The organism is Acerihabitans sp., from assembly GCF_036398755.1.
Taxonomy (GTDB): domain Bacteria; phylum Pseudomonadota; class Gammaproteobacteria; order Enterobacterales; family Enterobacteriaceae; genus Acerihabitans.
Genome location: NZ_DASWOM010000033.1, coordinates 1 through 26325, shown reverse-complemented (window position 1 = coordinate 26325; position 26325 = coordinate 1). Strand labels below are relative to the sequence as shown.

Annotated in this window: 23 protein-coding genes and 1 pseudogene; 2 read left to right on the top strand and 22 right to left on the bottom strand. The window is 55.7% G+C overall.

Annotated elements, in window-relative coordinates:
- Positions 1-513: 513 nt before the first annotated feature.
- From VGC33_RS05960 to VGC33_RS05915, 10 genes are all read right to left on the bottom strand, one after another.
- On the bottom strand, positions 514-1518 hold the full coding sequence (locus VGC33_RS05960; RefSeq protein WP_331119854.1) for an iron-containing alcohol dehydrogenase: 1005 nt from the start codon (positions 1516-1518) through the stop codon (positions 514-516).
- Positions 1519-1724: 206 nt separating this feature from the next.
- Positions 1725-2768, bottom strand: a complete 1044-nt coding sequence (locus VGC33_RS05955) for a DMT family transporter (RefSeq protein WP_331119833.1) — start codon at positions 2766-2768, stop codon at positions 1725-1727.
- Positions 2769-2780: 12 nt separating this feature from the next.
- Entirely contained in the window at positions 2781-3158 is a 378-nt protein-coding gene (gene arnF, locus VGC33_RS05950; RefSeq protein ID WP_331119832.1) for a 4-amino-4-deoxy-L-arabinose-phosphoundecaprenol flippase subunit ArnF, read from the bottom strand.
- Positions 3155-3511: a 4-amino-4-deoxy-L-arabinose-phosphoundecaprenol flippase subunit ArnE gene (arnE, locus tag VGC33_RS05945; RefSeq protein ID WP_331119831.1), complete on the bottom strand. Its 357-nt coding sequence runs from the start codon at positions 3509-3511 to the stop codon at positions 3155-3157. Before arnE ends, arnF begins: the two co-directional genes overlap by 4 nt.
- Positions 3508-5172: a lipid IV(A) 4-amino-4-deoxy-L-arabinosyltransferase gene (gene arnT / locus VGC33_RS05940; protein ID WP_331119830.1), complete on the bottom strand. Its 1665-nt coding sequence runs from the start codon at positions 5170-5172 to the stop codon at positions 3508-3510. The genes arnE and arnT overlap by 4 nt, the downstream gene beginning before the upstream one ends.
- Before the next feature lie 4 nt (positions 5173-5176).
- Positions 5177-6073, bottom strand: a complete 897-nt coding sequence (gene arnD, locus VGC33_RS05935) for a 4-deoxy-4-formamido-L-arabinose-phosphoundecaprenol deformylase (RefSeq protein ID WP_331119829.1) — start codon at positions 6071-6073, stop codon at positions 5177-5179.
- Complete coding sequence (gene arnA / locus VGC33_RS05930) at positions 6070-8052, bottom strand: bifunctional UDP-4-amino-4-deoxy-L-arabinose formyltransferase/UDP-glucuronic acid oxidase ArnA (protein ID WP_331119828.1); 1983 nt, start codon at positions 8050-8052, stop codon at positions 6070-6072. The genes arnD and arnA overlap by 4 nt, the downstream gene beginning before the upstream one ends.
- Positions 8052-9062 carry an undecaprenyl-phosphate 4-deoxy-4-formamido-L-arabinose transferase gene (gene arnC / locus VGC33_RS05925; RefSeq protein WP_414636892.1) on the bottom strand — a complete coding sequence of 337 codons (1011 nt, stop codon included), beginning with the start codon at positions 9060-9062 and terminating at the stop codon, positions 8052-8054. The genes arnA and arnC overlap by 1 nt, the downstream gene beginning before the upstream one ends.
- Positions 9019-10173 (bottom strand): UDP-4-amino-4-deoxy-L-arabinose aminotransferase, encoded by a 1155-nt coding sequence (gene arnB, locus VGC33_RS05920; RefSeq protein WP_331119826.1) that lies wholly within the window; start codon positions 10171-10173, stop codon positions 9019-9021. The genes arnC and arnB overlap by 44 nt, the downstream gene beginning before the upstream one ends.
- A 470-nt stretch (positions 10174-10643) precedes the next feature.
- Entirely contained in the window at positions 10644-11141 is a 498-nt protein-coding gene (locus tag VGC33_RS05915; RefSeq protein WP_331119825.1) for a DUF1003 domain-containing protein, read from the bottom strand.
- Between the two features lie 996 nt (positions 11142-12137).
- Here VGC33_RS05915 and VGC33_RS05910 point away from each other — a divergent pair.
- A complete protein-coding gene (locus VGC33_RS05910; protein WP_331119824.1) occupies positions 12138-13049 on the top strand; it encodes a LysR family transcriptional regulator in 912 nt (303 codons plus the stop codon).
- 68 nt (positions 13050-13117) lie between these two features.
- Here VGC33_RS05910 and VGC33_RS05905 read toward each other — a convergent pair whose 3' ends face one another.
- From VGC33_RS05905 to VGC33_RS05865, 9 genes are all read right to left on the bottom strand, one after another.
- Complete coding sequence (locus VGC33_RS05905; protein WP_331119823.1) at positions 13118-13834, bottom strand: ABC transporter ATP-binding protein; 717 nt, start codon at positions 13832-13834, stop codon at positions 13118-13120.
- Entirely contained in the window at positions 13831-14706 is an 876-nt protein-coding gene (locus VGC33_RS05900) for an ABC transporter ATP-binding protein (RefSeq protein WP_331119822.1), read from the bottom strand. Before VGC33_RS05900 ends, VGC33_RS05905 begins: the two co-directional genes overlap by 4 nt.
- Positions 14703-16100 (bottom strand): high-affinity branched-chain amino acid ABC transporter permease LivM, encoded by a 1398-nt coding sequence (locus tag VGC33_RS05895; RefSeq protein WP_331119821.1) that lies wholly within the window; start codon positions 16098-16100, stop codon positions 14703-14705. Before VGC33_RS05895 ends, VGC33_RS05900 begins: the two co-directional genes overlap by 4 nt.
- Before the next feature lie 11 nt (positions 16101-16111).
- A complete protein-coding gene (locus tag VGC33_RS05890; protein ID WP_331119820.1) occupies positions 16112-17026 on the bottom strand; it encodes an ABC transporter permease subunit in 915 nt (304 codons plus the stop codon).
- Between the two features lie 188 nt (positions 17027-17214).
- Complete coding sequence (locus VGC33_RS05885) at positions 17215-18336, bottom strand: branched-chain amino acid ABC transporter substrate-binding protein (RefSeq protein WP_331119853.1); 1122 nt, start codon at positions 18334-18336, stop codon at positions 17215-17217.
- A gap of 388 nt (positions 18337-18724) precedes the next feature.
- Positions 18725-19585: a D-amino-acid transaminase gene (locus tag VGC33_RS05880; protein ID WP_331119819.1), complete on the bottom strand. Its 861-nt coding sequence runs from the start codon at positions 19583-19585 to the stop codon at positions 18725-18727.
- A gap of 16 nt (positions 19586-19601) precedes the next feature.
- Positions 19602-20594, bottom strand: coding sequence for an N-acetyltransferase DgcN (gene dgcN, locus VGC33_RS05875; protein WP_331119818.1), 993 nt, complete (start codon positions 20592-20594; stop codon positions 19602-19604).
- Positions 20595-21274: 680 nt separating this feature from the next.
- A complete protein-coding gene (gene thrP, locus VGC33_RS05870; RefSeq protein ID WP_331119817.1) occupies positions 21275-22687 on the bottom strand; it encodes a bifunctional threonine/serine APC transporter ThrP in 1413 nt (470 codons plus the stop codon).
- A gap of 99 nt (positions 22688-22786) precedes the next feature.
- Positions 22787-23410 carry an NADPH-dependent F420 reductase gene (locus tag VGC33_RS05865; RefSeq protein ID WP_331119816.1) on the bottom strand — a complete coding sequence of 208 codons (624 nt, stop codon included), beginning with the start codon at positions 23408-23410 and terminating at the stop codon, positions 22787-22789.
- A gap of 130 nt (positions 23411-23540) precedes the next feature.
- Between VGC33_RS05865 and VGC33_RS05860 the strand changes: the two genes are divergently transcribed.
- A complete protein-coding gene (locus VGC33_RS05860; RefSeq protein WP_331119815.1) occupies positions 23541-24434 on the top strand; it encodes a LysR family transcriptional regulator in 894 nt (297 codons plus the stop codon).
- Between the two features lie 17 nt (positions 24435-24451).
- On the opposite strand, the pseudogene arsC reads toward VGC33_RS05860, so the two are convergent.
- The 3 genes and pseudogenes from arsC to VGC33_RS05845 form a co-directional block, all read right to left on the bottom strand.
- A pseudogene (gene arsC / locus VGC33_RS05855) lies at positions 24452-24802 on the bottom strand (arsenate reductase (glutaredoxin)); the annotation flags it as partial.
- A gap of 328 nt (positions 24803-25130) precedes the next feature.
- Complete coding sequence (locus VGC33_RS05850) at positions 25131-25316, bottom strand: con-10 family general stress protein (protein WP_331119814.1); 186 nt, start codon at positions 25314-25316, stop codon at positions 25131-25133.
- 695 nt (positions 25317-26011) lie between these two features.
- Positions 26012-26325, bottom strand: a 314-nt coding sequence (locus VGC33_RS05845) for a hypothetical protein (protein WP_331119813.1), incomplete at its 5' end; no start/stop codon positions are given.

Here is a 26325-nt window from a genome sequence, read left to right as displayed (position 1 = left end):
GGGCATAATTATCCTATGATTAAGCTGTTGATCAATATTGAATTATTCAATAAGTTATTTTTCATGGCTCGCGATTTACCTAACACCAGCGCCAGGCAATTTTATGTAAACAGCTGATGACATCCGCAGCACACCCCGTTTTGCCTAAAGAATAATAGCCCCACCCATGAGATTGTAATGTAAACCAGTGCTGCTGAAGCCTTGGTGAGTCAAATTACAGATTCCATCTTTCTCAACAATAACAGGCCTAGCCATACGATAATGCCGGTGGTTATGCCAGATAATATTGCTCGTTTGATTTTATGCACAGGAAAATCATGTGTTTTACCGATTAAATAACCAAGCATTGCGGCAATCGGCCAACATAAAAACGCGGAAGACGTCGCTCTCAGCGAGGAACAGGGCTAGAAGACCGTCATCACGATCGCGAAGACCAGGCGCTGGTGTTAGTTAACAGTTCGGCCGGACGGCAGCGCAAGCCGGGCCTTTTTTAGCGTGAAATCGGCGTGAGGCCTACCCTTTAATGCCAGCAATAATCCTCCTGATGAATATGTCTGAAATTGCATTAGTATACTTCTCGCCAAAGGTATTCTCCCACAGAGGGGTCAACCTATCGCGAGTCTCGTTCATGACCGATAATATCTTTCCCCGATCGGCGTTGGGGCCGGCGTTAAGCCGATAGTCCACCGCATATTGGCGACAGTAGGCGAAAGCGATCTGGGCGTAGCGATCAAAAACGCCTCTCATATGCCCGAGCGCGACCAGATTGGCCTTTGAATGACAGACGCCCATGGCATTCGACACGCCATAAGATAATGCATGGACCGCGCCTAACGACCCGCCAAGCAATGAAAAAGCGCTGGTGTAATTTGCATAATAGGCTAATTGGCACCATTTGATATCCTGCGGATGGTAGCCGCTTTTGACGATTTCATTAAAGATCGAAATGACGTTACGGCAGGCGGTGCGCGACGCATCCGATCCCTTTAGGCCTTCCAGGCATTCCACCGTATGGATGTAGCCGTCCAGCAATACGGGGATGCCGGTTTCCGCTTTCACCGAGGCGAAAAAACGCGGGTCCACCAGCGCCACTTCCGGCCTGAGAAAAGGGGAAATCAGGCTTTGCTTGTAGCCGTCGGTGCTTAATACCGCGGATGCGCTGAACTCCGCCGCCGTGCCGGGTATCGTGGGCGCAACGATAATCGGCAGACCCGGCCGGCTGATGTTATCCCGGTCGCGCAGCCTTTGCACATCGCCGCCATTGGTCAAGGTTACGGCAATGGCCTTGCCGAGATCCATGGTTGAGCCGCCGCCTACGGCGATGATATTTTCGGTCTGCGGATAGTGTTTTACCGCGTTATTCACATCCTCCGTGGTCGGCTCCCTGTCCACCAACCGGATATCTTTTGGTTTTAACAGGCTGAGTGTTTCTTGTATGATTTCATTATTAACTACATTTACATCAATTAATATTAATGCGTTTTTTTTACCATTTTTAAAGAAGTAATTTTGTAGCATACCGGTGGACATCAACACATTTGTGGTGATATTTAAATTCATTACGCACCTCTTTATCTATGATAATGAGTTCATTAACCGTCTCTCCGTTATATTTAATCTTATTTTAACGTTTGCTGTTAAAACACATGAGCAATGAGCTTTGTTTAAATAAAAACTTTTCACGTTCAATTAGCTGTTTGCGCATTAATTGGCAATAGGAAAAATTAATGATCGTGGCGGTGATGGGCGTCGGGAAAATGGGGATGGGAATGCGTCAGGGGATCGTGATGGTGCCAGTGCCGGTGAAGGGTTCCCGGGGCGATGGGTTCGTCATGGGAGTGGAGATGATGTTCATCATGACGGTGTTCATGATCGTGCGCAACGGGCAAGTGGACATGGGTATGCTGATGACGTTCGGTCAGGTGCAATCCAATGCCAAGGGCCATCAGCGCACCGGCGGCAAGCATCTGCGGGGTCAGCGGATCGCCCATGACGACGGCCAGCGCGGTGCCGATAAAGGGTGCGATGGAAAAATACGCGCCGGTGCGGGCGGTGCCCAGATGGCGCAGGCCGACCACAAACAGCGCCAGGCTCACGCCGTATGCCAGAAACCCGAGCGTCAGCGCGCCGACCGCATCGGTCCATGCGGGCAAGGACACGCCGGCGGCAAAGGCCAGCGACAGATTCACCAAACCGGCGACCAGGCCTTTGACGGCGGCGATCCAGGTAGCATCGGTCAATGAAACCTTGCGGGTAAGATTATTGTCCACCCCCCAGGCGAAACATGCGCCTAACACGGCAAGCGCCGGCCACAGGCCGGCAAACCGGGCCTCGCCCGGCCAGCTCAGCACCACGGCGCCCGCCACTATCGCCGCCATGCCCAATGCAATGCGACCGTCGACATTTTCCCTGAAAGCGAACCATGCCAGTAATGCGGTAAATACCCCCTCGGCATTGATCAGCAGGGACGCGCCCGAGGCCGGCATGGCGGCAAGCCCCAGCATCAGCAAGACGGGGCCGATAATACCGCCGGTGATAATGGCGCCGGCAAACCAGGGCATTTCGGACCGCGGCAATATGACCCGGGGCGCGCGCCTGATAACGCGGTACAGCGTTAGCCCAAGCCCGGAACCCAGATAAAGCAATCCTGCCAGCAGCCAGGGGTTGACGCTGGTCAACATCAATTTCGCCAACGGCGTACCCGCGCCGAATAATATCGCGGCGCCCAGCGCCGCCAGTACGCCGGGACGGCGCAGCCCATTATGCATCACGACTCCAACCTATGGGTTACGGCGGTTGATAAGCCACACGCCAAACAAAATAAACGCCACGCCCAGGGTCTTGGCAACGCTTGCCGCCTCGTTAAACATCGGCAGCGCGATCGCGGCGCAATAGACCAGGGCGTAGCTGATGCTGAGCAGCGGGTAGGCCCGGCTGAGCGGCAGATAGAGCAAAGCGCAGAACCAGCATAGCATCGACAGGGCGTAACCCAGTATGCCTAAAGACACCGCCAGCAGAGGTATAACGTAATGGATGGCGAACGCCGGCGTCAATGCATTTAGCGACAACGGCGGGACCTGCTGCATGCCCCACTTCATCAGCAGTTGCGCCAGGGTGACCAGCAGCACGCTGGCCGCCGCCCAGGCATACCCCTTCATGGATTAAGGCTCATCAGCGCGATGCCGAACATAATGGCGGCCACGCCCCACCAGTGACGGCAGGTGACGCGTTCGCGAAAGAGCCACTGCGCCGCCAGGGTGACCAGCACAACGTTCAGGCTCAACACGGGATAAGCCACGCTCAGGGGCAGGCGTTGTAAAACGCCGAGCCAGAACAGCAAGGCCATGCCCAGCAACAGCAGCGCCGCCAGCAACCAGCCCGGCGCCCCCGTCCCCGCCCGGCGGTTTTGCCGCGGCGCACCTTGCCGCCAGCGCAGCGCGGCCTGCTTCTGGCATAATTGCCCCGCGCAGGTGAGAACACAGACCAGCAGTATCAGCAGATAGCCGCTCATGGCCGTTGCCGGTACAGCACCAATCCCAGGTGGGAGCTGCGTTGCATGGAGTCTGGTTTTGGCAGGTAAACCGGCAGTTGGTTGTCGTCGGGCAGGCGGATGAGCAGCGCCACATCCCCTTGGCCGCGTACCGTCGCCAGCCAGCCGGGGAAATCCTGCTCGCTGATAAAACGCCCGCGCGCGTCCGGATAGGATAATCCATAGGTCAACTCGCCGCGCTCACGAAACATTTTCACGTCATCGCGTTTGAGTTCCCAGGCTATGGCGGTCGCCAGGCCCACGTTGTTGCTAAGCACGTATTGACTGTGGCGCAGCACGCCGGCATTGGCGCGGATAATGTGCTGCGGCAGCTTATTGTCGATCACCCGCTGGGGAATGGCGTGGCCAATCAACAGGCTGAACAGGATGGGACAGCCCGCGGCCCAGACCCAGCGCCGTCCATCCTTGCGCCAGGAGACAGCGGCGAAGAATGTCCAGCCGGCAAATCCCAGCAGGCCCATTGCCACCTTTGGCCATTCATCCCGCCCCAACACAATGACCGTTGGTAATAATCCGGCGCCCAGCGCCGCTACGGCCGCCATGCCAACCAGGCCGAACGCGCCGTTGATCGCCGCATTGAACCGGAAAACCCGCACGCGACCGGATGCCAGGCATTCTTGCGCGCAGGCGGCCATCAGCAGGGCCAGGGGCGCCATGCACGGCAGGATATAGGTTAACAGCTTGCCTTTGGCGATACTGAAAAACAGCAGCGGCATCAGCACCCAGCACAGCAGGAAAAACAGCTCCGGCCGTGCCGTCCGTTCGCGCCAGCCCTTGAGCAGCGACCCCGGCAACAGCGCGAGCCAGGGCAGGGAACCCACCAAGAAGACCGGCAAGTAGTACCATGCCGGCGCTTTATGCTGCGCGTCGTCATCGGCAAAACGCTGGATATGTTCAATCCAGAAAAAGTAGTGCCAGTAGTCCGGCTCACGCTCGGCAACGGCCAGCGCCCAGGGCAGGCTCAGCGCTATTGCGGCCAGCACCGCCGCCGGGCCGAAAATCAGCAGGTCTTTCAGCCGCCGCCGCTGGATGGCGATGGGCAGCGCGGCAATCACCGGCACGGCCAGCGCCAGGAAACCCTTGGTCATGAATCCCAAACCGCAGGTGATGCCCAGTAAAATATAGGCGCCCAGTTTGTCGCGCGTGCCGCCGGCGTTTATCGCCAGGTAAAAACTGACCATCGACGCCGTAAGCCACAGCGAAACCATGGGATCAATCACGCTGTAGGTGCCGACGCCGAACACCAGCATCATTGAGAGGAATATCAGCGCGGCCAGGCAGGCTGTGCGGCGCGTCTTCCACATCATCATGGCCAGGACATAGACCAGCAGCGCGCTGACGCCGGTGCACAAAACCACGCCAAAGCGCACGGCGAAGTTGGAATCACCCAATACCCATTGGCTCAGATTGTTAATCCAATACCCCAGCACCGGCTTTTCGAAATAACGCACGCCCAACAGGTTCGGCACAATCCAGTCGCCGCGCAGCAGCATTTCCCGACTGGTTTCGGCATAGCGGATTTCATCGGGCTGCCATAACAAACGGCTGTTCAACGGCAGCAGATAGACCAACGCATAAAACAGCGCCAGGATCGCCGCCCAGTGATTTTTAAGTAATTTCATGACATCAATCTGCGGGGGCCTGGCAACACAGCCAGCCTTCCCGCCCGGGAAAAGAGGAACGAACGACCCGCCCCAGCGGTACGGTGGATAAATCCGCCGGCAGCAGTTCAGGTAACGGACAAAAGCTGATGCCCTGCCGCTGGGCGCGCTGTAATAATTGCTCGAATAGACCCGACAGGGATCGCCCTTCCACTTCGCTATGAATGGTATAGACAGGCGCGCCGTCATCCCGGGCGATGCGATCAAGAATATAATCGTTGAAATTCTCTAATCGCACTTCCTTGCCGATGACTTCGTCAAAGGTGGGCAGGGTAACCGGAATCTGTACCGTGCCGATACGGTTGTCGCGCAGCAACGGCCGGAAAGGATGGCGGCCGCGGCAGTCGCTATTGTAATAAAAACCGAAGTCCTGTTTCGCTTCCAATACGCGCATATCGGCGCGCCAGCCCGCCGCCGCGGAGCATGTAACCTGCCGTCCGGTGCTCGCTTCGAGCGCCTCCACGCCCAGGCGGATCTGGCGTTTCAGCTCAGCATCGGGCCAACGCCCGGCCCGGGCCTGCCAACCCTGGTGATCCCAGGCATGGAGGCCGACGTCGTGTCCCGCCATCAGGGTCTGTTTCATTAACGGCCCCAGGGACGGAACGATGCGCCTGCCCGGCCAGGCGGTGCCGGCCAGCAGGATATCCCAGCCATACAGGGAAGCCGCCTGGGAACGCAACATTTTGCCCAAGAAACCCGGACGCAGCAGTCGCCATAAATGACGTCCCATATTATCCGGTCCGACGCTGAAAAAAAAACTGGCCTTGATATCATACTCGGCAAACAGTTCAAGCAAACATGGCACCCCGTCACGGGTGCCGGTGAAGGTATCCACATCAACCCGCAGGCCGACTTTTATCACGCTTCCACGCCTTCTTTAACGGTGGTGCGCAAAAAGAAATCCAGCGTTTGTTCAACGGTTTGACGCATATCGACGGCCGGTTGCCAGTTTAGTAACCGCAGGGCATTCTCAATGCTCGGTTTGCGATGTTCGACGTCCTGGTAACCGGTACCGTAATAACTCTTGCTTTCGATATCCTTGAAACCGGCAAACGGCGGGAAATGCTGGCGCAGCGGATGGTTTTCAAAACTTTCCAGCAGCATTTGCGCCAGTTCACGGATACTGGCCTCATTATCAGGATTGCCGATATTGATAATCTGGCCATCGCAAAGATTGTCGCGGTTTTCGATAATACGGTACAACGCCTCGATACCGTCGCTGATATCGGTGAAGCAGCGTTTTTGCTGACCGCCGTCCACCAGCTGTATCGGCGATCCCTCCACCAGGTTCAAAATCAACTGGGTGATGGCGCGTGAACTGCCGATACGGGCCGCATCCAGCGTATCCAACCGCGGACCCATCCAGTTAAACGGCCGGAACAGGGTAAACTTCAGCGACTCCTTGGCGCCGTAGGCCCATATCACCCGGTCCAGCAATTGCTTGGATACCGAATAGATCCAGCGTTGCTTATTTATCGGGCCGACGATAAGCCTGGAGCGATCCTCGTCGAATTCCTTGTCATCACACATACCGTATACCTCGGAGGTGGACGGGAAAATAATGCGTTTACGGTACTTCACGCAGTCGCGCACTATTTTCAGGTTTTCCTCGAAGTCCAGCTCAAAGACGCGCAGCGGGTTGCGGGTATATTCGATAGGCGTGGCGATGGCGACCAGCGGCAGCACCACGTCGCATTTCTTGATATGGTATTCCACCCATTCGGAGTGAATGCTGATATCCCCTTCCACGAAATGGAAACGCGGATTGTCGACAAAACGGCTGATAGCGTCGGAACTGATATCCAGGCCGTAGATTTCGTAACGATCCTCGCGCAACAGGCGTTCGGTCAGATGATTGCCGATAAAGCCGTTTACGCCCAGGATCAGGACGCGAATCCTGCGTTGTTGGGCCACGCAGGGTTTGGCCGCCAGCCGCACGCCGGCCATAATGCCCATCTCGCGCGCCAGCCGGCTGCCCTGCAAAAATAAACCGGTTTCGCACTGGCCGGTGATAAGCTCCAGCGCGCCGTCGCCGCAGGCAATGGTCAGCGGTTCGGTATCCAGCACCGTGCCCGGCTGTTTATCATGCCGGAAGTCACGCGCACGCGCGTCCCAGACGATAAGTTTACGCTGGCCGAGATAGCTGAAGGCGCCCGGATAGGGTTCGGTTACGGCGCGCACCAGATTGGCGATATCGCGCGCGGAATTATGCCAGTAAATTTCACCATCCGCGGCGGTGCGGCGGCCAAAGCAGCTGGCGTCTTTTTCATTTTGCGGCGTCAGGCCAAGGGTGCCCGCCTTCAGGGGCGGCAATAAATCATGTAACAACCGCTCCGCCGCGCCGCCGAGCTTGGCATGCAGCGTTAACGCGGTATCGTCCGGGGCGATATCTACGGTGGCCTGTCCGGCGATATCCCCGGCGTCCGCGCGCTTGACCATGCGGTGCAGCGTGACGCCGGTCCGGGTTTCTCCGTGGACCAGCGCCCAGTTAACCGGCGCGCGGCCGCGATAGCGCGGCAACAGCGAGCCGTGCAGGTTAAAACCGCCCCGGGGCGCCAGCGATAAAATGTCCTCGCACAGCAGATGGCGATAATAAAACGAGAAAATAATGTCGGGCTTCAGGTTGCGGATAGTCTCTACCCACAGCGGATGGTTCACGTCGTCAGGCGCGTAGACCGGCAGTTCCAGCGCCGCCCCCAGGCGCGCAACCGAGTGGAAAAACCGGTTTTCACCGGGGGCGTCGGTGTGGGTAAATACCGCCTGCACGTCAAAACCCGCGTCAACCAAGGCTTTCAAACCGATACAACCAATATCATGGTAAGCAAATACAATAGCTTTCATTATTCTTCTTCCTGAGTAGACGAGGACTGTCGGGCGCCGATAACCTGCTGCACGAAATAACGTGGTCTGGCGCGCACATCGTTGTAAATCCGGCCAATGTATTCACCAAGCAGCCCCATGCCGACAAACTGGGCGCCGATGAACGTGAAAAGCACCGCGAACAGGGTAAACACCCCTTGCGCCGCCCACGCGGGACCGAGGATCAGGCGCAGGGCAATCAGGATGACCGAGATGCTGAAGCCGGTAACGGCGATAACGCTGCCGACCACGCTGAGCAACCGCAGCGGCGTGGTGGTCAGGCAGGTCACCAGGTCGTACATCAGATTGATTAATTTCATCAGGCTGTATTTGGACTCGCCAAACTGCCGTTCGGCATGGGCCACCTCGATTTCAGTGGCGCGGCGGGCAAAGGAATTGGCCAGGATGGGAATAAAGGTGCTGCGCTCGTGGCAGTGCAGCATTGCGTCCACCACCTGGCGGCGGTAGGCGCGCAGCATACAGCCATAATCGCCCATTGCCTTGCCGGTGGCTCGCTGGATAAGACGGTTTATCGCGCGTGAGGCGCATTTGCGGAACCAGGAATCCTGGCGCCGGGCCCGCACCGTGCCCACCACGTCGTAACCTTGTTCCGCGACGGCAACCAGCCTTGGAATCTCTTCCGGCGGGTTTTGCAGATCGGCATCCAGCGTAATGATCAGATCGCCGGTAGCCTGGATAAAACCGGCCATGATGGCGGAATGCTGGCCGTAGTTGCGGTTGAGCAGCATGGCGACGACATGATTTTCCGGCGCCTGCGCCGCCGCCGTCATGATATCGACCGATGCATCGCTGCTGCCGTCGTCCACCAGGATAATTTCATAAGACTGGGTTAACTGGCGGCAGGCGGCGGCGGTACGCGTAATCAACGCCGGCAGGCTTTCCTGCTCATTGAACACGGGAATGACCACCGAGACTTTATTAACAGGTTCAACGCGCAACACTATTGGACTCCAAAACAGAAAACAACGCATCAACCACCCGATCGACATCGCCGTCGGCCATATCCGGGAACAGCGGCAGGGTACACAGACGGGCGGAATTCCACTCGGTGTCCGGCAAGGTCACCAGCGGATAACGTTCCCGGTAGTATTTTTGCGTATGGGCGGCGCGAAAATGCAGGCCGGTGCCGATCCCTTGCTCCTGTAAACGTATCATCAGCGCGTCGCGATCCAGCCCGCAGCGGGCGGGGTCGACACGCACCATGAACAGGTGCCAAGCATGCTCATGATCGTAAGCCGGCAACCCGAGCGGCTGGAATGGTGAGCCGTCCAGGGCGGCCAGATAGCGGCCGGCAAGGGATCTGCGCCGCGCGTTTAACGCCGGCAGACGGGCCAGTTGCACCACGGCGATGGCCGCGTGGATGTCGGAGAGGTTATATTTATACCCCGGCTCCAGCACTTCCGCCTGCGGCTTGCGCCCCTGCTGCCGGCGATCGAAGGCGTCGGCGCCCAGGCCATGGAATTTCAGGCGCCGCACGCGCTCCGCCAGGGCATCGTTGTCGGTGGCAACCAGGCCGCCTTCGGCGCAGGTCATGTTTTTAATGGCATGGAATGAAAAAACCGCCGTGCCGGTGGCGCCGATCCAGCGGCCTTTGTAACGGGTGCCCACCGCATGTGCCGCGTCTTCAATCAAGGGTATGGCGTGGCGGCGCGCCACGGCGCGCACGGCATCCAGATCCAGCGGCGCGCCAGCGTAATGCACCGGAACAATGGCCTTGGTGCGGGGGGTGATGGCCGCCTCTATTTCCGCGGCCCCGGCCATGAGCGTGTCGCGATCGACATCGATCATCACCGGGCTCGCGCCCAGCAGCTCGATCATGTTCAGAGTGGAGACCCAGGTTTGGGAAGGCGTAATGACTTCATCGCCGGGACCGATGCCCAGCGCCGCCAGAACGACATGCATGCCCGCGGTGGCTGATGAGACGGCTATCGCGTGTTTACAGCCGAAAGCGGCGCAAAAGTCCGCCTCCAGCCGCTGATTTTGCGGGCCGGTGGTGATCCAGCCGGAACGCAGAACGCTGTCCACGGCCGCAATTTCGTCCTCACCGATGGAGGGACGGGAAAAAGCTAAGAGCTGATCCATAATTAACATCGAATCCAAAATGCATTTTGAAGCTACTATATCCCCCGATAATTAAACGAAGATTAAATCCGAAAAAGAAATTTTAATAAAACATTGCGGCCGCCTTCGCGGTCGGGTAAATGGCAGATTAATTAAGCAGGTATAACAAAAGTGAAGCACGTCATATTTACCGGATGACATTTATTGCACCAGCCAGTCCGCAGTGTAAAAAAATGCAAATAAGCGTACCGGCATGCTTTCGGTGGGAAAAACTTAATTTAATCTTAATATAAAAAACGGCAAAGTTTATTGAACTTTTATTGATAGCGCGCGCTAAAATGCGTGTTGGCAACACAATGGATTCATTAAATCGTTTTAAACCCCGATGAGACGGACAGCCGGTGCGGTTTCGGCGAAGCCGCTGCCCGGGAGGAACGCATCGCCCCGGCGGCTGTCCGCCGTGCCGGCCGGTTCGCAGGAAAGGCGGCGCCCTACCCTTGTTTTTGCCTGATCTCCTCCAGCTGTTGGGATATCTGCGCCAGCTGTTCCTTTAAGGACGTCACGATGTCGCCTTCCAGATAATCAATCTTATCGTGCAGGGCATACATTTCCAGATCGGATTTCACATTCACATTCGACGCTATTTCGGCCCGGAAACGATCGACTTCCCCTTCTCTTTTCTGGCTCATCATTATGGCCGGCGCGGTATAGGCGGCCTGAAATGATAAGAAGAGATTGAGTAATATAAAGGGATAGGGATCAAATCCGCTTTTACCGACCGACAGATTATATCCGGTCCAAATGACGATAATAATGGTTTGGGTAATGATAAAGGTCCAGGTGCCAATAATCGCCGTAATCCTGTCGGCTAAACGTTGGCCAAGGGTCCGGGGGGCGCCGGAATCAGATGACGGCATTAACAGCGTGGCGTGCTCGCTTCTGCTGCTGGCGCGTAACTCCTCAAGCTGTTTTTTAGATCTGGCGTCCATGGTGCGATTCCTTAATAAGGTGTTGAATTAAAAGTATTATTATATAAGGAAAAATTATAAGATATCTTCTGTATTTTACCACTCAACTTGGCGATGAAATGTATATTAAATTGTTTCCAAGACGCCGGACAGGGTAAAAGACCATCCGGTGGGCGGCCGGCATAAGCCGCGGATGCAGAAACCAGGCTTATACATACGTTTTGTTGTTGCCACCGGCGTTGTTGGGCAGCCACGGCGACATTGACGGCACGTCCCGGTCTTATCTTCATGTTGGCCGTAAACCAGACGGATGCTCAGCCCGCCGGGCCGGCGCCTTGCGAAAACACAAGATTTAACTAATTGAAATTATTATATTTTATCATTCAGGATGGTTTAAGCCCTTTCTTTATACATTGATCAACCGCACTGTGATGCCAATTGCTAATATTGGCGCCAATGAGTACGTGCTGAAATTTAGCATTGCCTTCGCACACCTTGGCCCTTGCCGGAATACGCGTTTGACAAGCGTGAGCTGGTTAACATTATTCGCCAATTGTTCTAATTGATCTCACCCTAGGGCTTGTCAAATAGTATACTAACGTCGTAACGTCTATTCATTAAGCTGAAATAGTCAACGTAGCCCGGCGGGTGATGATACGTTGTCGGCCTGATGCTGTTGTTTAAATTAAGCGAATAAACATGAATCCTTCATCAGGATATTTTTGCATTTTTATCCTAAGGTTCATTATTTTTTACGCACCGGGCATGGTAACGCTTAAAAGCGTATTTCAATCATGCCATGCGTCACTTTTTTTTATTTTAGTTAAATAAAATAGCAACTTCAGTCCTGTTGTAGATAATATAAAACAAAGCCCATAAGAACCCATGAATGTCAATATTCTTTCACAAAATGAGTTTATAGAAATACATTATGATGATTACCTTATATCTTAAGGGAAATTATCTTTTCTTATAAACTTTTTCACCAGGGTTATTGAAAATCACCGGGAGTCGAATATGATTTTAATATCTAAGACATTAAAATATTTTATCGTTACCGCACAAGAGCAATCTATTAGATTGGCTTCGATTATTCTTTGCATAACACCGTCCCCGCTTTGCCGGACAATTAAAATGTTTGAAATGCGCCTTGGCCATAAGCTCTTTGTGCGTACCAGCAATGGCTTAAAATTAACCAGTTACGGCAGTGAACTTTATGCGACGCTCCTGCCGCTGTATCAGGAAGTCTGTGAACTGGAAGGCAAAATTCTCGAGAAAAAAAATAAAAATCATTATACCGCCCCGCTTTTCAAATTGGGGATTGATCATCATGATTATTCCTATTTATCTTCTATACTCACTTCGTTTCCTTTCAAAAAAGATATTACCCTGGAATATTATTCTCTGGAGATTACCAGCATAGATGAGGTGTTCAAAGGGGGGATATGCCAGGCTTTTCTTTCTGACAGGCAAATGCGGTGCCCGCCGGGGGTAAAACATAAACTGCTGTCGGAGGAACCGCTCATGCTGGCGGTGGGAAAGGGTGTCTATAGCCGGGAGAGATCCACGGATGAATTACTTGCCGGAAAAACTCTGGTGCAATATGAGGAGCCTCACATTGGAAAAATTAATTATGAGATAGATGCTCATTTGACAGCTAATAATATAACATTGGAACGATTACTTGTCCCCACGCTACAGGCTCAGCTGTCAATGATTGAAAATAATGAGGCGATAGGCTTTTTCCCCGCCTCGGTAAAAAAATTTATTGAAGAAGGCCATTATAAAATCAAACTATTGCCGTTTAAATTCAGGAAAAAGGAAATAGTTATTCAACGGCATATTTATTATCTGGAAGATAATGGCAATTGGATAGAAAAATTTATTGCGCCGGCCATGGCACCGATGACCAATATGATGGTCTGTTGATTTTTGCTTAAGGCCGCGGAATGACCGTTTCAGGCGGTCGTTTCATTTACGCAATGCGACATTGAGGGCTATATGCCGCCTAGATACGCCTTACGCACCTCCTGGTCGCCCAGCAGTTCGGCCCCGGTGCCGCTAAGGCGAATCTGGCCGTTAACCATGACATATCCCCGGTCGGATAATTTCAGCGCGTGGTGGGCATTCTGCTCCACCAGGAAGATGGTCATGCCGGTGCGGGCCAGCTCGCGCAGGATTTGAAAAATCTGCTTGACGATGATCGGCGCCAGACCCAGGCTCGGCTCGTCAAGCAGCAACAGTTTGGGCCGGCTCATCAGCGCGCGCGCAATGGCCAGCATCTGCTGCTCGCCGCCGGAGAGCGTCATGGCGCGCTGCTTGCGGCGTTCCCGCAGACGCGGAAAAAGTTCAAACATACGCAATAGGTCTTCAGCCTGGTAACGATTGCCAATGGGTATGGTCCCCATCAGCAGGTTTTCCTCCACCGTCATATCCGGGAACACCCGTCTTCCTTCAGGCGCTTGGGCGATGCCATTGGCGGCGATAAAATGGGTCGATCTGCGGCTGATATCCTCACCGCGAAACATGATCTGCCCGGAACTGATGCGCGGCTGGCCGAAAATCGACATCAGCAAGGTGGATTTTCCCGCGCCGTTGGCGCCGATCAACGCCACCGTCTCCCCTTCTTCGACCCGGATGGAAACCTGCTGCAAGGCCTGTATCGGGCCGTAAAAGACGTCGACCGCGCGAAATTCCAGCATGGCGTGGGTCATAGGGCCGGTTCCTCCTCGTCGGTGCCGAGATACGCGGCGATCACGCTTTCGTCGTTCTGGATTGCCTGCGGCGTGCCGGTGGCGATGACGTCGCCATGATCGAGCACGATAATATGATCCGAGATTTCCATTACCATGCCCATATCATGCTCGATAAGTAAAACCGTGATGCCGTGACGATCGCGCAGCAGGCGGATAATTTTACTCAAAGTACGGGTTTCGACCGGGTTAAGCCCCGCCGCCGGCTCATCCAGGCAAATCACTTCCGGGTCGGTGCACATGGCGCGGGCGATTTCCAGCCGCCGCTGCTGGCCATAGGACATTTCGCCCGCCAGCCGGTTGGCGCAGTCCACCAGTTCCACCACCTCCAGCCAGTAGAAAGCGCGATCGAGGGCGCGGCTTTCGGCGCGTTGATAAGCCGGCGTATTGAGCACCCCGGCAATCAGGTTGCGGTTGGCCTGCATATGCTGGGCCACCAGCAGGTTCTCCACCACCGACATCTCGCGGAACAGGCGGATATTCTGGAACGTACGCGCCAGTCCGGCGCGATTGACCAGATGGGTGCCGCCGAACATTTTATAAAAAATGCGCCGCCCCAGCCGGGCCGGACGGATAAAATCGGCGGCGCGGAATTTTTGCCCGAGAATCTGGATAATGTTGGTATGCCGCCCGCGGGCGTTGAGCATGATATTGCCGCCGGAGGCCTGGTAAAAACCGGTCAGGCAGTTAAATACCGTGGTTTTCCCGGCGCCGTTGGGGCCGATAAGCGCCGTAATGGAACCGCGTTTGACCTCGAGGTTGACGTCGTTCAGGGCTTTAATGCCGCCGAAATGCATCATCAGGTGCTCAACGCTCAGGATAGTGTCGTTCATGGCGCCACCCCCTTACGGGTGGGAAAACCGGCGCGGCTGATGCGGATAAGGCCGCGCGGCCGCCAGATCATCATCACCACCATCAGGATGCCGAACAGCAGCACGCGGTATTCGGCAAAGCTGCGCAGCAGTTCGGGAGCCACGGTAAGCACAAAGGCGGCAATCACCACGCCGATGGTCGAGCCCATGCCGCCCAGCACCACGATGGCCAGGATTAGCGCCGATTCAAAAAAACTAAACGAGGTGGGGTTGACAAACCCCTGGTAAGTGGCGAAAAACACCCCGGCGATGCCGGCGGTCGAGGCGCCGAGCGTAAACGCCGACAGCTTGACCAGCACATGATTAAGTCCCATGGCGCGGCAGGCGATTTCATCCTCGCGCAGGGCTTCCCAGGCGCGGCCGATAGGCATGCGGGTCAGGCGATGCTTGATATACAGCACCAGCAATACCACCAGGATCAGCATGCCGTAGATAAAAATAAACTTCAGGTTGGGGTTATAGGGAATATTCAGGAACTCATGAATCGGCACCCCGCCCTCCCGGGCGCGGCGGCCGAACTCCAGGCCGAAAACGGTCGGCGACGGCACCGAGACCCCGTTGGGGCCGCCGGTAAACGCCAGCCAGTTGTTCAGGATAAGCCGGATGATTTCGCCAAAACCCAGGGTCACGATCGCCAGGTAATCACCGTGCATGCGCAGCACCGGGAAACCTAATAACGCGCCGGCCGCCGCCGCCATAATTGCCGCCAGCGGCAGCATGGACCAAAACCCCAGGCCGAGGTATTGATAACCCAGCGCCAGCCCGTAGGCGCCGATGGCGTAAAATGCCACATAACCCAAATCGAGCAGCCCGGCCAGACCGACCACAATATTCAGCCCCAGGCCCAAAAGCACATAGATCAGGCCGAGGATCGCCACGGTAAGCAGGTATTTGGTGGCGATAACAGGAAATAGCGCCGCGAGTACCAGGATCAGCGGAATAACCCAGCGCAGCCGGCTTCGGTAGTTGACGGGACGAACGTAGACGCCGCCGCTGTCGCCGTTGAACCGCTGCTGGAAACGCAGCCCCGGTCCGGTTTGCAAAAACAGGCTGAGGGCAAAACGACCCGCCATCACCGCCAGGATAATCCACAGCAGGCGCGGGGCGTGGAAATTAAAACTGTAGCCGTCGAGCACCACCCCCACCACCGGGCCAAAAACGATCAGGGCGATAAATCCGGCCAGAATGGCGTCAAGCAGGCATTGTCGGATATCCAGCCCTGCCGCCGGCGGCAGGGCTGGCGGCGCTCCTTGGGCGCCTGGCGCGAAAGGCGGCGCGGCGGGACTTGGCTTGCCCGGCGATTGAGCCTCTGGCGTCGATGCCCCGGAGGCTTGCGGCACAGTGGGTTGCGACATGATCTCTCCCTTCAAACCTTAGCCACCAGTGGGCGGCCCAGCAGACCCTGCGGGCGAAAAATAAGAATGACCACCAGTAAGGAAAACGAAAATACGTCTTTGTAATCCGAATTTACCATGCCGGAGAACTGCGCCTCGGCCACCCCCAGTATCAGGCCGCCCAGCATGGCTCCCGGCAGCGAGCCGATGCCGCCCAGCACCGCGGCGGTAAACGCCTTGATGCCGATGATAAAACCGGCGTAAAAATCGAAGGTGCCGTAATTCATGGTGATCAAGACCCCCGCCAGCCCCGCCATGGCGGCGCCGATGACAAACACCCAGGAAATGACCCGGTCGGTATTGATGCCCAGGATCGAGGCCATCTTGCGATCCTGCTGGGTGGCCCGGCACATACGGCCGAGTTTGGTGTGGCCGATGATATAGGTCAGCGCCAGCATGCCGATAAGCGAAGCCACCAGGATAAAGACTTTGGTATAAGTGAGCTGGACAAAATTATCGCCGATATGGAACCTGATCACTCCGTCCAGCATGGTGGGAATGCCCTGCTGACGCGGTCCCTGGCTGATTTGCGCATAATTTTGCAGGATAAGCGACATGCCGATGGCGGAGATCAGCGGCGCCAGCCGGGTAGAGTTGCGCAACGGCCGATAGGCAATCCGCTCGATAACCCAGCCGTAGACGCCGGTAACCACAATGGTAAACACCAGGGTGCCGAGGATAAGCAACGGAAACGAATGCAGGCCGAAAAAGGACAACAGGGCCAATCCGATAGCGCACAGATAGGCGGAAATCATATACACCTCGCCGTGGGCGAAGTTAATCATGCCGATGATTCCATACACCATGGTGTAGCCAATGGCGATCAAGCCATAGACGGCCCCCAATGTCAGGCCGTTGAACATTTGCTGCAGGAAGGAAGAATCCATAGTTACACAGTCTCGTCTTGCTTAACTGGCCGCCCGGCGACCGGCACAGCGGCCTGCGCAGGGTGCGCGGAAAATTTGCAACCCGAGGGAAACATGGCGTCGGGGCCGGACGGCGGCGGCGCCCCCGGCCCCCTCCCGGCGCCTGGCCCAGCGGCCGCCTGGCGCATCACCTTTAGCCGGTCGCGGTATCAGGGGATTTCGTGATATTTACCCTGGTCGTCCCATTGATAAACCACGTAATCCGATACCTTCAGGTCTCCTTTGCTGTCCCAGGCTTTTTTGCCCATGACCGTATCCACGCTGTTGGCTTTTAGCCAGGCGCTGGCCTTGGCGGAATCGCTGCCGCCGACGGCGTTAAACGCCGCGGCGATAGCCTGCACCGACGCGTAGGAATAAAGGGTATACCCTTCCGGTTCGAACTTATTGGCGCGGAATTTTTCGATCACCGTTTTACCCTCGGGGATTACGCGCGGGTCCTTGCCGAAGGTCATCAACACGCCGTTGGTATACTGCGGGCCGCCGGCGGCGGTAACCAGTTCGCTGGTGACCACGCAGTCGCCGGAAAAGAATTTGGCGGTAACGCCCTGCTCGCGCATCTGGCGCACCAGCGGGCCGGCCTCGGGGTGACAGCCGCCGAAATAGACCACATCCGGATCCAGCGAGCGGATCTTGGTCACCAGGGCGTTGAAGTCTTTTTCACCGCGCGACAGGCCTTCATACATCACCTCTTTAACGCCGCGCTTGTTCAGCTCCGCCTTGGTGGCGTCCGCCAGCCCCTGGCCGTAGGTGTCCTTATCGTGAATGATGGCGACTTTTTTAGCCTTCAGCTTATCGATAATGTAGTTGCTGGCAATCAACCCCTGCTGGTCGTCGCGCCCGCACATACGGAACATGGCGGTCTGGCCGCGCTCGGTGATCTGCGGATTGGTTGAACCGGGAGTAATGGCGATAATGCCGGCCTCGTCATAGACCTCCGATGCCGGCATGGTGGACGAGGAGCAGAAATGGCCAATCACCGCCTTGACGTGCTCCTGATCCACCAGACGATTGGCCACCGCCACCGCCTGTTTGGGTTCGCAGGCGTCATCGCCTTGTACCAGGGTGATTTTTTCCCCCTTGACGCCGCCGGCGGCGTTAATATCCTCTGCCGCCTGGGTAGCGCCGCGCCAGTATTGATCCCCGTAGGTGGCATTGGGCCCGGAAAACGGCCCGGCAACGCCGATGACAATATCGGCGTGAGCGCAAAAAGCCGCGCCCAGGCAGCCGATAAGCAGGGCGGAAAGCGGAGTTCTTATCAATTTAATTGACATCATCTGGTTCCTTTATACTGTTTTAGCAAGACGCCCGAGGCGTGGACCATAAATCCTGTAGCTTAAACGTACAACCCTTGAAGACGGCGGGTATCGACCCAAATAAAATAAGCAATTATCCGGCCATATTGGCAACTTAGGGTAAATGAGTGAATCAGGACCGTTCCACTCCGGTGGGACATGGCATCGGCAACCGCGGCGCCGCACTTTATCAGTGCGCCCTATCCGGCGGGGAAACGGCGGGGTCGCCGCGGTTGCACCATTTCGGTGACACCGTCTATTAAAGACTATCTTTTAACGTTAATGTCTAATTTTAATAACAAACAGGACATGTATCACAATAAATGTCCGCGCGGATGAGCGGCCGCTCATCGTGTCGTTATCATTATCAGGCGGTGGCCCGCAGGGCCATCTCCACATAGATTGCGCGCAATGCCCGGGTCACCGGGCCAGGCGCGCCGTCGCCCACGGTCCTGCCGTCGATATTGACCACCGGCCAGATAAAGGTGGTGGCGGAGCTGATAAACGCCTCCCGCGCGGCATAAGCCTCCTCGACGCTGAAAGCCCGCTCCTCAAACGGGATGGCATGGTTTTTAGCCAGCTCCAGCAGCGAGCGGCGGGTGATGCCGTGCAAAATATCGTTACTGAGCGGCCGGGTCACCAGGGTGCCGGAGGCGGTAACTATCCAGGCGTTGCAGGAGCTGCCTTCGGTAATCAGTCCGTCCTCCACCAGAAAGGCATCGTCCGCGCCCTGGACATGGGCAAACTCCTTGGCCAGACAGGGCGCCAGCAGCCCAACCGTTTTGATATCGCGGCGATGCCAGCGGATATCCTCAAGCGTTACCACCCGAATGCCGCTGATGGCCTTGGCGTGGTTGATTACCGATCGCGCCTGGGTAAACAATGCAAGCGTCGGCGGGGTGCCGGCCGGGGGGAAATCGAACTCCCGATCGCCGGTAGAACCGCGGCTTAGTTGCAGATATACCGCGCCTTCCCGCAGGTGGTTGCGGGCGATAAGCTCCCGCTGTATCGCCTCCAGCGCGTCGGGCGTAACGGGTAGGGCCAGATTCAGCTCCCGGCAGGAACGCAGCAGACGGGCAATATGGCCGTCGTTTTCCAATAGCTTGCCGTTTAATACCGCGGTGACTTCATAAACGGCGTCGGCGAATAAAAAACCCCGATCGAAGACCGATACCCTGGCCTCCTGTTCCGGCACATAATCGCCGTTAAGATAGACAATTCTGGTCATGGTTATCCCGCCGTGGTTAAAGTTGCCCGATAATGCGCTCGACGCCCTGACGGAACGGATCCACCACCGGCAGACCGTACAACGCTTCCAGCTCCGCCATATAGGCCAGCGCATCCGCTTGCGGCATCAGGGCGCTGTTGATGGAGATGCCGACAAAGCGTGCCCGCGGATTGGTCAGCCGCGCCGCCTGGAGGTTAAGCGCCATGCATTCCGCCAGCCCCGGCAACGGATAATCCACGCCGCGCATGGCGACGCGCGTCGGCTCATGGCATAGCACCAGCGCATCCGGCTGCGCGCCGTGGATGAGCCCGATGGTCACCCCGGCGAAGGAGGGATGAAACAGCGATCCCTGCCCTTCGATAATATCCCAATGGTCCGGATCATTGTCCGGCGCCAGCGTTTCCACCGCGCCGGCGATAAAATCCGCCACCACCGCGTCGATACTGATCCCCGCGCCGCTGACCAGGATGCCGGTCTGGCCGGTGGCGCGGAACGTGGCTTTCCCGCCCTGAGCCAGCATGGCTTTCTCAATGGCCAGCGCGGTATACATTTTACCGCAGGAACAATCGGTACCCACCGGCAACAATCGTTTACCCGCGCGCTTGCGCCCATTGCCCACCGGCAAAGCGGCACTGGTGTGGCGCACGTCGAACAGCGCGCGGCCCAGCCTTTGCGCGGTGTCCCGCAGCACCGGAACGTCCGACAGGCGGTTATGCAGCCCGGCGGCCAGGTCCATGCCGCTTTCCAGCGCCGCGCGCAATACCTCGATCCAATGATCGGCAATCACCCCGCCGCGATTGGCCACGCCTATCACCAGCGTTTTGGCGCCCATGGCCCGTGCGGCGGCGATATCCAGGTCGGGCAGGCCGCAGTCCACCTGGCACCCCTCCATGCGCAGCTGGCCGACGCAGTATTCCGGATGCCAGTGACGGATGCCGGTGGCTACCTTGGCCGCCAGCCGATCGTGCGCGTCCGCCAAAAACAGCAGATAAGGTTTTTGAATTTCCATCAGCAATGCCTCATTAAACAGTGATCAAAAGGATCGCCTCACCGGTACTGCGGACCCGCCGCTCCACTGACAGGGGCGGCCATGGCTAAGCGCGATAACTGTACCAAGCACAGGTCGTGCCAAAAAACGACTTGTTCAAAATATATATTAAATTCAACTAGATATATAAATATTATTGCCACTTATTCCAAGCAGAACGCGTCGTCGCGTTTTAATGCACTAAATTCAGGCATTAACACTGCTTTATTGCCTCATACTGGTGATATTTAATAATTTTTTAACACATCACCCTGTTATACACTGGCATTTAGGCCAAATACCGGCATAAACCCCGGCGTAAAAACCCTGCCCGCGCTATAAAAACCAGCCCCAAGCCGATTCCGCCGCTATTTGTGCGGTAAAAGCGTTATCAGGCGTGGAAAAACGGAACAGTATCTGGAATGCCCTTTTCGGCATGGGGACGCGGGCGCAGGTATACGCCGGCACCGTCTGGAGGCGGGGCGAAAAAAAACCTAAACCGCTTGTTTGCCACCGCCGATACCGCGATAGAAACAAGGAGTTTAGGTTTTACCTGAACGGCGGCGTTGCCGCCGACAACAGTGATTGATAATGCCGCCGGCGCGCTTTTTTAACAAGTTTTGCCCGTCGGCAAATGTTGATAATGTGACGCCGCTCAGATTTTAATCAACCACCTTATTGCCGCCATCGGCTACGCTTGCGACGCCGGCCTTGGAATGGTTAAACCCCAGCAGCAGGTAAATAAGGGAAACCAAGGCTAAAAAGGCGGAGCCGACCAATAGCGACAGCCGGGTGTCCGGACTGAAGGCCATGCCCGCCAGTACACAGACTAAAAAGGCCATGGTCAGGTAGTTGGACCAGGGGAACCATAGGGAACGGAACGGATGTGACGCCATGGCCTGGCGGTGGGCGCGGCGAAAGCTCAGTTGGCTTACCAACACCACAAACCAGGGCACCATGCCCGGCAGTACGCTGGCGCTGTAGACATAGACGAATACCCGCTGCGGATTGGGAATAACATAGTTCAGACACGATCCCAAGAGTAATATCATGATGGACAGCATCACCCCCACCGCCGGAACGCCGTTACCTGACACCCGCCCCACCACCGCCGGCAGTTGGCGGTTTCGCGCCAGGGCATAGAGCATACGCCCGCAGCTGTACATGCCGCTATTGCAGCCCGACAGCGCGGCGGTGAGAATTACAAAATTAATAATGCCCGCCGCCGCGGTAATGCCTATTTTGGCAAAGGTGAGCACAAACGGGCTGCCGCCGGAATCGATTTGATTCCAGGGGAAAATCGTCACGATAACAAATATCGCCCCAACGTAAAAAATCAGGATGCGCCACAGGATCTTGCTTACCGCGCGCCGCAGGGTTACCTGTGGATTACGGGCCTCCCCGGCGGTAATACCGACCAGTTCTACCCCCTGGTAGGAGGCCACCACGATACAAAGCGCAAACAGCAATCCTTTCCAGCCGCCGGCGAAAAAGCCGCCATGGGCGGTAAGATTGCCCAACCCCACCGGATGGCCGTGGTTGCCGATGCCAAAAAAAATAATGCCAAGTCCCACCACAATCATCACCACGATAGTGGTGATTTTAATCATGGCGAACCAAAACTCGATTTCGCCATAAAGCCTGACCGCGGCCAGATTGGCGAGCGCCACCAGCGCGACGGCGGCCAGCGCCGGCAGCCATTGCGGCAGTTCGGGAAACCAGTACTGGACGTAAACGCCGATGGCGGTGATTTCAGACACGCCCACCGCCATCCACATAAACCAATAGCTCCAGGCGGTGAGATAACCAAAAAAAGGACTCATATAGCGATGCGCATATACCGCAAAGGAGCCGGCTATGGGTTCCAGATAAAGCATTTCGCCCATTGAGCGCATGATAAAAAACACAAACAACCCGGCGATAATATAGGCCAGCAGCACAGATGGCCCGGCCCATTGCAGCGTACTGGCGGCACCCATAAACAAACCGACGCCGATGGTGCCGCCCAAGGCTATCAACTCAATGTGCCGGGCCTTGAGGCCGCGCTGCAATTCCTGTTTCGGTTCCACTTTCATCCCTCGGTATCTATTTGCACTTCCCGGCGCGCGGGTTTAACAAATTGAGTGTTATCAAGGGAAAGCAGATTACCGCATATCGGCCGCTATAACATGTTCCTAATCGTTGTCAGACAGCGCTTTTTGCAACCCGACGGCGTCAAAACGCTCACAATACATCGGCCTGCCCCGCTGGAAACGCCACCCTTCGGCCAGGGGTCCGGCATCAACCACATCAAAGCCGAACTGATCGATAAGCGCCGTCGCCTGACGCTTGGCCCGCGCATCATCGCCGCTGATGGGCAGCGCGCGTCGTCCCGGCGTGCCCGTGGGCAAGCCGTCGCGCTCCAGATCGTTAACCCGAATGGAGTTGAACGCCTTGACGATCCTCGCCCCGTCAAGATGACGGGCCAGCAGCTCGCTGGTGGTAATGGAATGATTATCCAGCTCGGTCATATTCCCGTCGCGTTCGGGATAATAATTATTGGCGTCCAGCACCACTTTACCCGCCAGCGGCGCAGCCGGGACGGCAAGGTAATTTTTCAGTGGTATGGCGACCAGGACGACCTCGCCGAAAGCGGCCGCCTGTTCCACGCTACCGGTCAAACAACCGATTGACGCCACCAGGCTCATCAGGGTGTGCGGTCCGCGTGAATTACTGACCATGACCTCATGACCCTGGCCGACCGCCAATTTGGCGATGGCGCGACCGATATAACCCGCGCCGATAATGCCTATTTTCATAATAATTTCTCCTGCCGCTAAGCGAAAGTACCGAGAAGTGACTTTACATTACCTATGATTATGGGATAAACAGGCATTATGAGGATTAACTCACAACCCCTAGTTGTGAATTGCATACAGGAGTCAGGCCATGGACCGACTGACCAGCATGGCGGTATTCATCAAAGTGGCGGACAAAGGCTCATTTGCCGCTGCCGCCGTGTCACTGAATATTTCAGCGCAGATGGTGGGTAAGCATGTGGTATTCCTGGAAGACCGCTTGGGCGCGCGTCTGCTGAACCGCACCACCCGGCGGCAAAGCCTGACCGAAATCGGCACGGCCTTTTACCAGCGCTGCAAAATCGTGCTCGCCGAGGCGCGGACGGCGGAATCCGTCGCCCTGGAACTCAGCGCGGCGCCGCGTGGCCTGCTGCGCGTCAATGCGCCGGTCACTTTTGGCGCCTATGCCCTGACACCGATGGTAAACCGCTATCTGCTGGCGTATCCGGCGGTAAAGGTGGACCTGACCTTGACCGATCGGTTTGTGGATGTGGTGGACGAAGGGTATGAAGCGGTCATCCGCCTGGGCGTGCTGGAGGATTCGAGCCTTGCCGCCCGCGAGCTGGCGCCCTACCGTATGATTGCCTGCGCGTCGCCGGGATATCTGGCCCGTAGCGGCTCCCCCCGGCAAACAAGCGATCTTGCGCGCCATGAATGCCTGGGCTATAGCTTCTGGTCGCGTCCGCCGCTCAGCGAATGGCGTTTTACCCGTGGCGGCGAGGAATACCGGGTCCGGGTACAAAGTCGATTGCAGATCAACGACAGTTCGGCGCTGTTGATTTCAGCGCTTAACGACGGCGGCATCCTCCTTGGTCCGGAAGTGATACTGCGGCCCTATCTGGCATCCGACCAACTGCTAAGGGTATTGCCGGACTACGAAGCGCCTTCAAGGCCACTGCATATCCTGTTCGCCGCCCACCGGCAGCTGACGCCGAAAGTACGCAGTTTTATCGACTTTGTGGTGGCGGAATTCGGGGCGAGTTAAGCCACCGAGGGATCCGGCGGCAGGATCTCCATCACCTTCTCCTTGGGACGGCACAAACGTGTGCCCGCCGGCGTTACCACAATGGGACGATTGATTAACACAGGATATTGCACCATAAAATCGATCAGCTGCTCGTCGCGCCATTTGTCATCAGCCAACCCCAGTTGCTCATAGGGTTCATTATTGGTGCGGATTAGCGCGCGCGCGGACAAGCCCATGTCGTTAATCAATTTTTGCAACTGCTGGTGATTGGGGGGTGTTTTCAGGTATTCGACAACCGTCGGCTCCAGGCCGCGTTCGCGCAGAAGCGCCAGCGTGTTGCGGGACGTGCCGCAGCTTGGGTTGTGATAGATAATGATATCGCTCATTCAGAGGGATCCTTGCATTGACGGTAATGATAATACTGTATGCCAGTATCGCCAATTGTCTGATGCGGCGCACGCGGATTTATCAGCGTCGTCTTAACCGACGCTGAATCGGCTCGCCTATCATTTTACAAAGCTGGCCGCAGACCAAGGCAACCCATGGAAAAAAGCTGAAGTTTCGCGGCGGGGCCGCAGGTGCAAACCCATAAAAAAACAGCCGGGGTCTGGCGGCCCGGCTGCGTTTGTTGGTTCTGTTACATAATTATTCTGTTGCGGACAAGCGTTCTTACAGAATATCATTCTGTAGCCGCGAAACAGATCACATGGCGTATTATTTTGACGGTTTTCTGCCGCCGCCATGGCTGTTGCGCCCGCCCTTTCCACCGGCTTCGGATGCACGCTGCGGGTCGTTTTTAAAGTTACCGCCGCTTACCTGACCGCCTTTTCTACCGGCGCTGGATGCTTTTTCACGGTCTTCCGCAAAATTACCCGATCCGCCACGATGTTGATCAGCCATATTGAACCTCCGTTGTGTTTGTTAAAGCAATATTCTATCAATGCTCATCCTGCATAAAATGGAGCAGCAAATCAAAGTAGTACACCAGTAAAGAAATCCAGCTCGTTAAGCCGTTTATTTTTAATGACTACAGTGAGTTAGTTGCATCGATTTATTGCCGCTATTATTGACAAATGCGCATTGCAAAACACACACCGCTGTTATTAATACTAGTCGACATACCCCTCCTGGCAAGCGGCATTAACAGAATGATACAAAGAGCCGCTTAAAACATCCTTGGCATGCCGGGCATGTTAATATTAACCATATGATTGTAAACCAATAACCGATATTTTTTTATTCAATAATTGAACAAGGGAAGCGGTAAAATTCACACCATTTTAATTTCCACTCACAACGTCGAGAGTTTTATACCTGATAGTGAACGGATCACTGATAACCGTGCGGTTCGGCAGGCATTAACCAGAAATCGCCTAAATCCACCCGCCGCACAGTTCTTTGGAACAAATTCACACAACCTATAGCGACAAATCTATTAAATTACCTGTTCTTTTAATAGTTGGCTTCGGAAGTATTCTGTTAAAACTTTGTCATGGTAGATCCCTTTTTGATAGCCCACGCGGGGAAGCTCGCTTTTTCTATCGGTGGAATTTATAATATTGTAAATACTGATTTTCACGTTTTCTATATCAGCCTTACTCACGGCAGAAATTAAATATGGCGTATTTTTCATCAGCAACACTAAGATCTATATTATTTCCCTTTAGAAGGATATTCACCATATCCAGCTGTTTATTTTCTACAGCGAGGCGTAAAGCCGCTGCGCCCATTTGATGACCAACGTTGACAATGGATTTATTTTTCGCAATTAGATCACTGACCGATTCAATATTTTTATCCAATAAGGCTTTTAACAAATCGGCATACCTGTCCTTATATTTTATAATTGAATCATTTTTAGCTCGTTTTAAGCAGAGAATAGTCATACCTGCATTATTATAACCCACTG

Coding starts and splice junctions, on each gene's coding strand:
- VGC33_RS05960 (WP_331119854.1), bottom strand. CDS start 1,518: ATGCTACAAAATTACTTCTTTAAAAATGGTAAAAAAAACGCATTAATA.
- VGC33_RS05955 (WP_331119833.1), bottom strand. CDS start 2,768: ATGCATAATGGGCTGCGCCGTCCCGGCGTACTGGCGGCGCTGGGCGCC.
- arnF (WP_331119832.1), bottom strand. CDS start 3,158: ATGAAGGGGTATGCCTGGGCGGCGGCCAGCGTGCTGCTGGTCACCCTG.
- arnE (WP_331119831.1), bottom strand. CDS start 3,511: ATGAGCGGCTATCTGCTGATACTGCTGGTCTGTGTTCTCACCTGCGCG.
- arnT (WP_331119830.1), bottom strand. CDS start 5,172: ATGAAATTACTTAAAAATCACTGGGCGGCGATCCTGGCGCTGTTTTAT.
- arnA (WP_331119828.1), bottom strand. CDS start 8,052: ATGAAAGCTATTGTATTTGCTTACCATGATATTGGTTGTATCGGTTTG.
- arnC (WP_414636892.1), bottom strand. CDS start 9,062: ATGCGTTGTTTTCTGTTTTGGAGTCCAATAGTGTTGCGCGTTGAACCT.
- arnB (WP_331119826.1), bottom strand. CDS start 10,173: ATGGATCAGCTCTTAGCTTTTTCCCGTCCCTCCATCGGTGAGGACGAA.
- VGC33_RS05915 (WP_331119825.1), bottom strand. CDS start 11,141: ATGGACGCCAGATCTAAAAAACAGCTTGAGGAGTTACGCGCCAGCAGC.
- VGC33_RS05910 (WP_331119824.1), top strand. CDS start 12,138: ATGATTTTAATATCTAAGACATTAAAATATTTTATCGTTACCGCACAA.
- VGC33_RS05905 (WP_331119823.1), bottom strand. CDS start 13,834: ATGACCCACGCCATGCTGGAATTTCGCGCGGTCGACGTCTTTTACGGC.
- VGC33_RS05900 (WP_331119822.1), bottom strand. CDS start 14,706: ATGAACGACACTATCCTGAGCGTTGAGCACCTGATGATGCATTTCGGC.
- VGC33_RS05895 (WP_331119821.1), bottom strand. CDS start 16,100: ATGTCGCAACCCACTGTGCCGCAAGCCTCCGGGGCATCGACGCCAGAG.
- VGC33_RS05890 (WP_331119820.1), bottom strand. CDS start 17,026: ATGGATTCTTCCTTCCTGCAGCAAATGTTCAACGGCCTGACATTGGGG.
- VGC33_RS05885 (WP_331119853.1), bottom strand. CDS start 18,336: ATGTCAATTAAATTGATAAGAACTCCGCTTTCCGCCCTGCTTATCGGC.
- VGC33_RS05880 (WP_331119819.1), bottom strand. CDS start 19,585: ATGACCAGAATTGTCTATCTTAACGGCGATTATGTGCCGGAACAGGAG.
- dgcN (WP_331119818.1), bottom strand. CDS start 20,594: ATGGAAATTCAAAAACCTTATCTGCTGTTTTTGGCGGACGCGCACGAT.
- thrP (WP_331119817.1), bottom strand. CDS start 22,687: ATGAAAGTGGAACCGAAACAGGAATTGCAGCGCGGCCTCAAGGCCCGG.
- VGC33_RS05865 (WP_331119816.1), bottom strand. CDS start 23,410: ATGAAAATAGGCATTATCGGCGCGGGTTATATCGGTCGCGCCATCGCC.
- VGC33_RS05860 (WP_331119815.1), top strand. CDS start 23,541: ATGGACCGACTGACCAGCATGGCGGTATTCATCAAAGTGGCGGACAAA.
- VGC33_RS05850 (WP_331119814.1), bottom strand. CDS start 25,316: ATGGCTGATCAACATCGTGGCGGATCGGGTAATTTTGCGGAAGACCGT.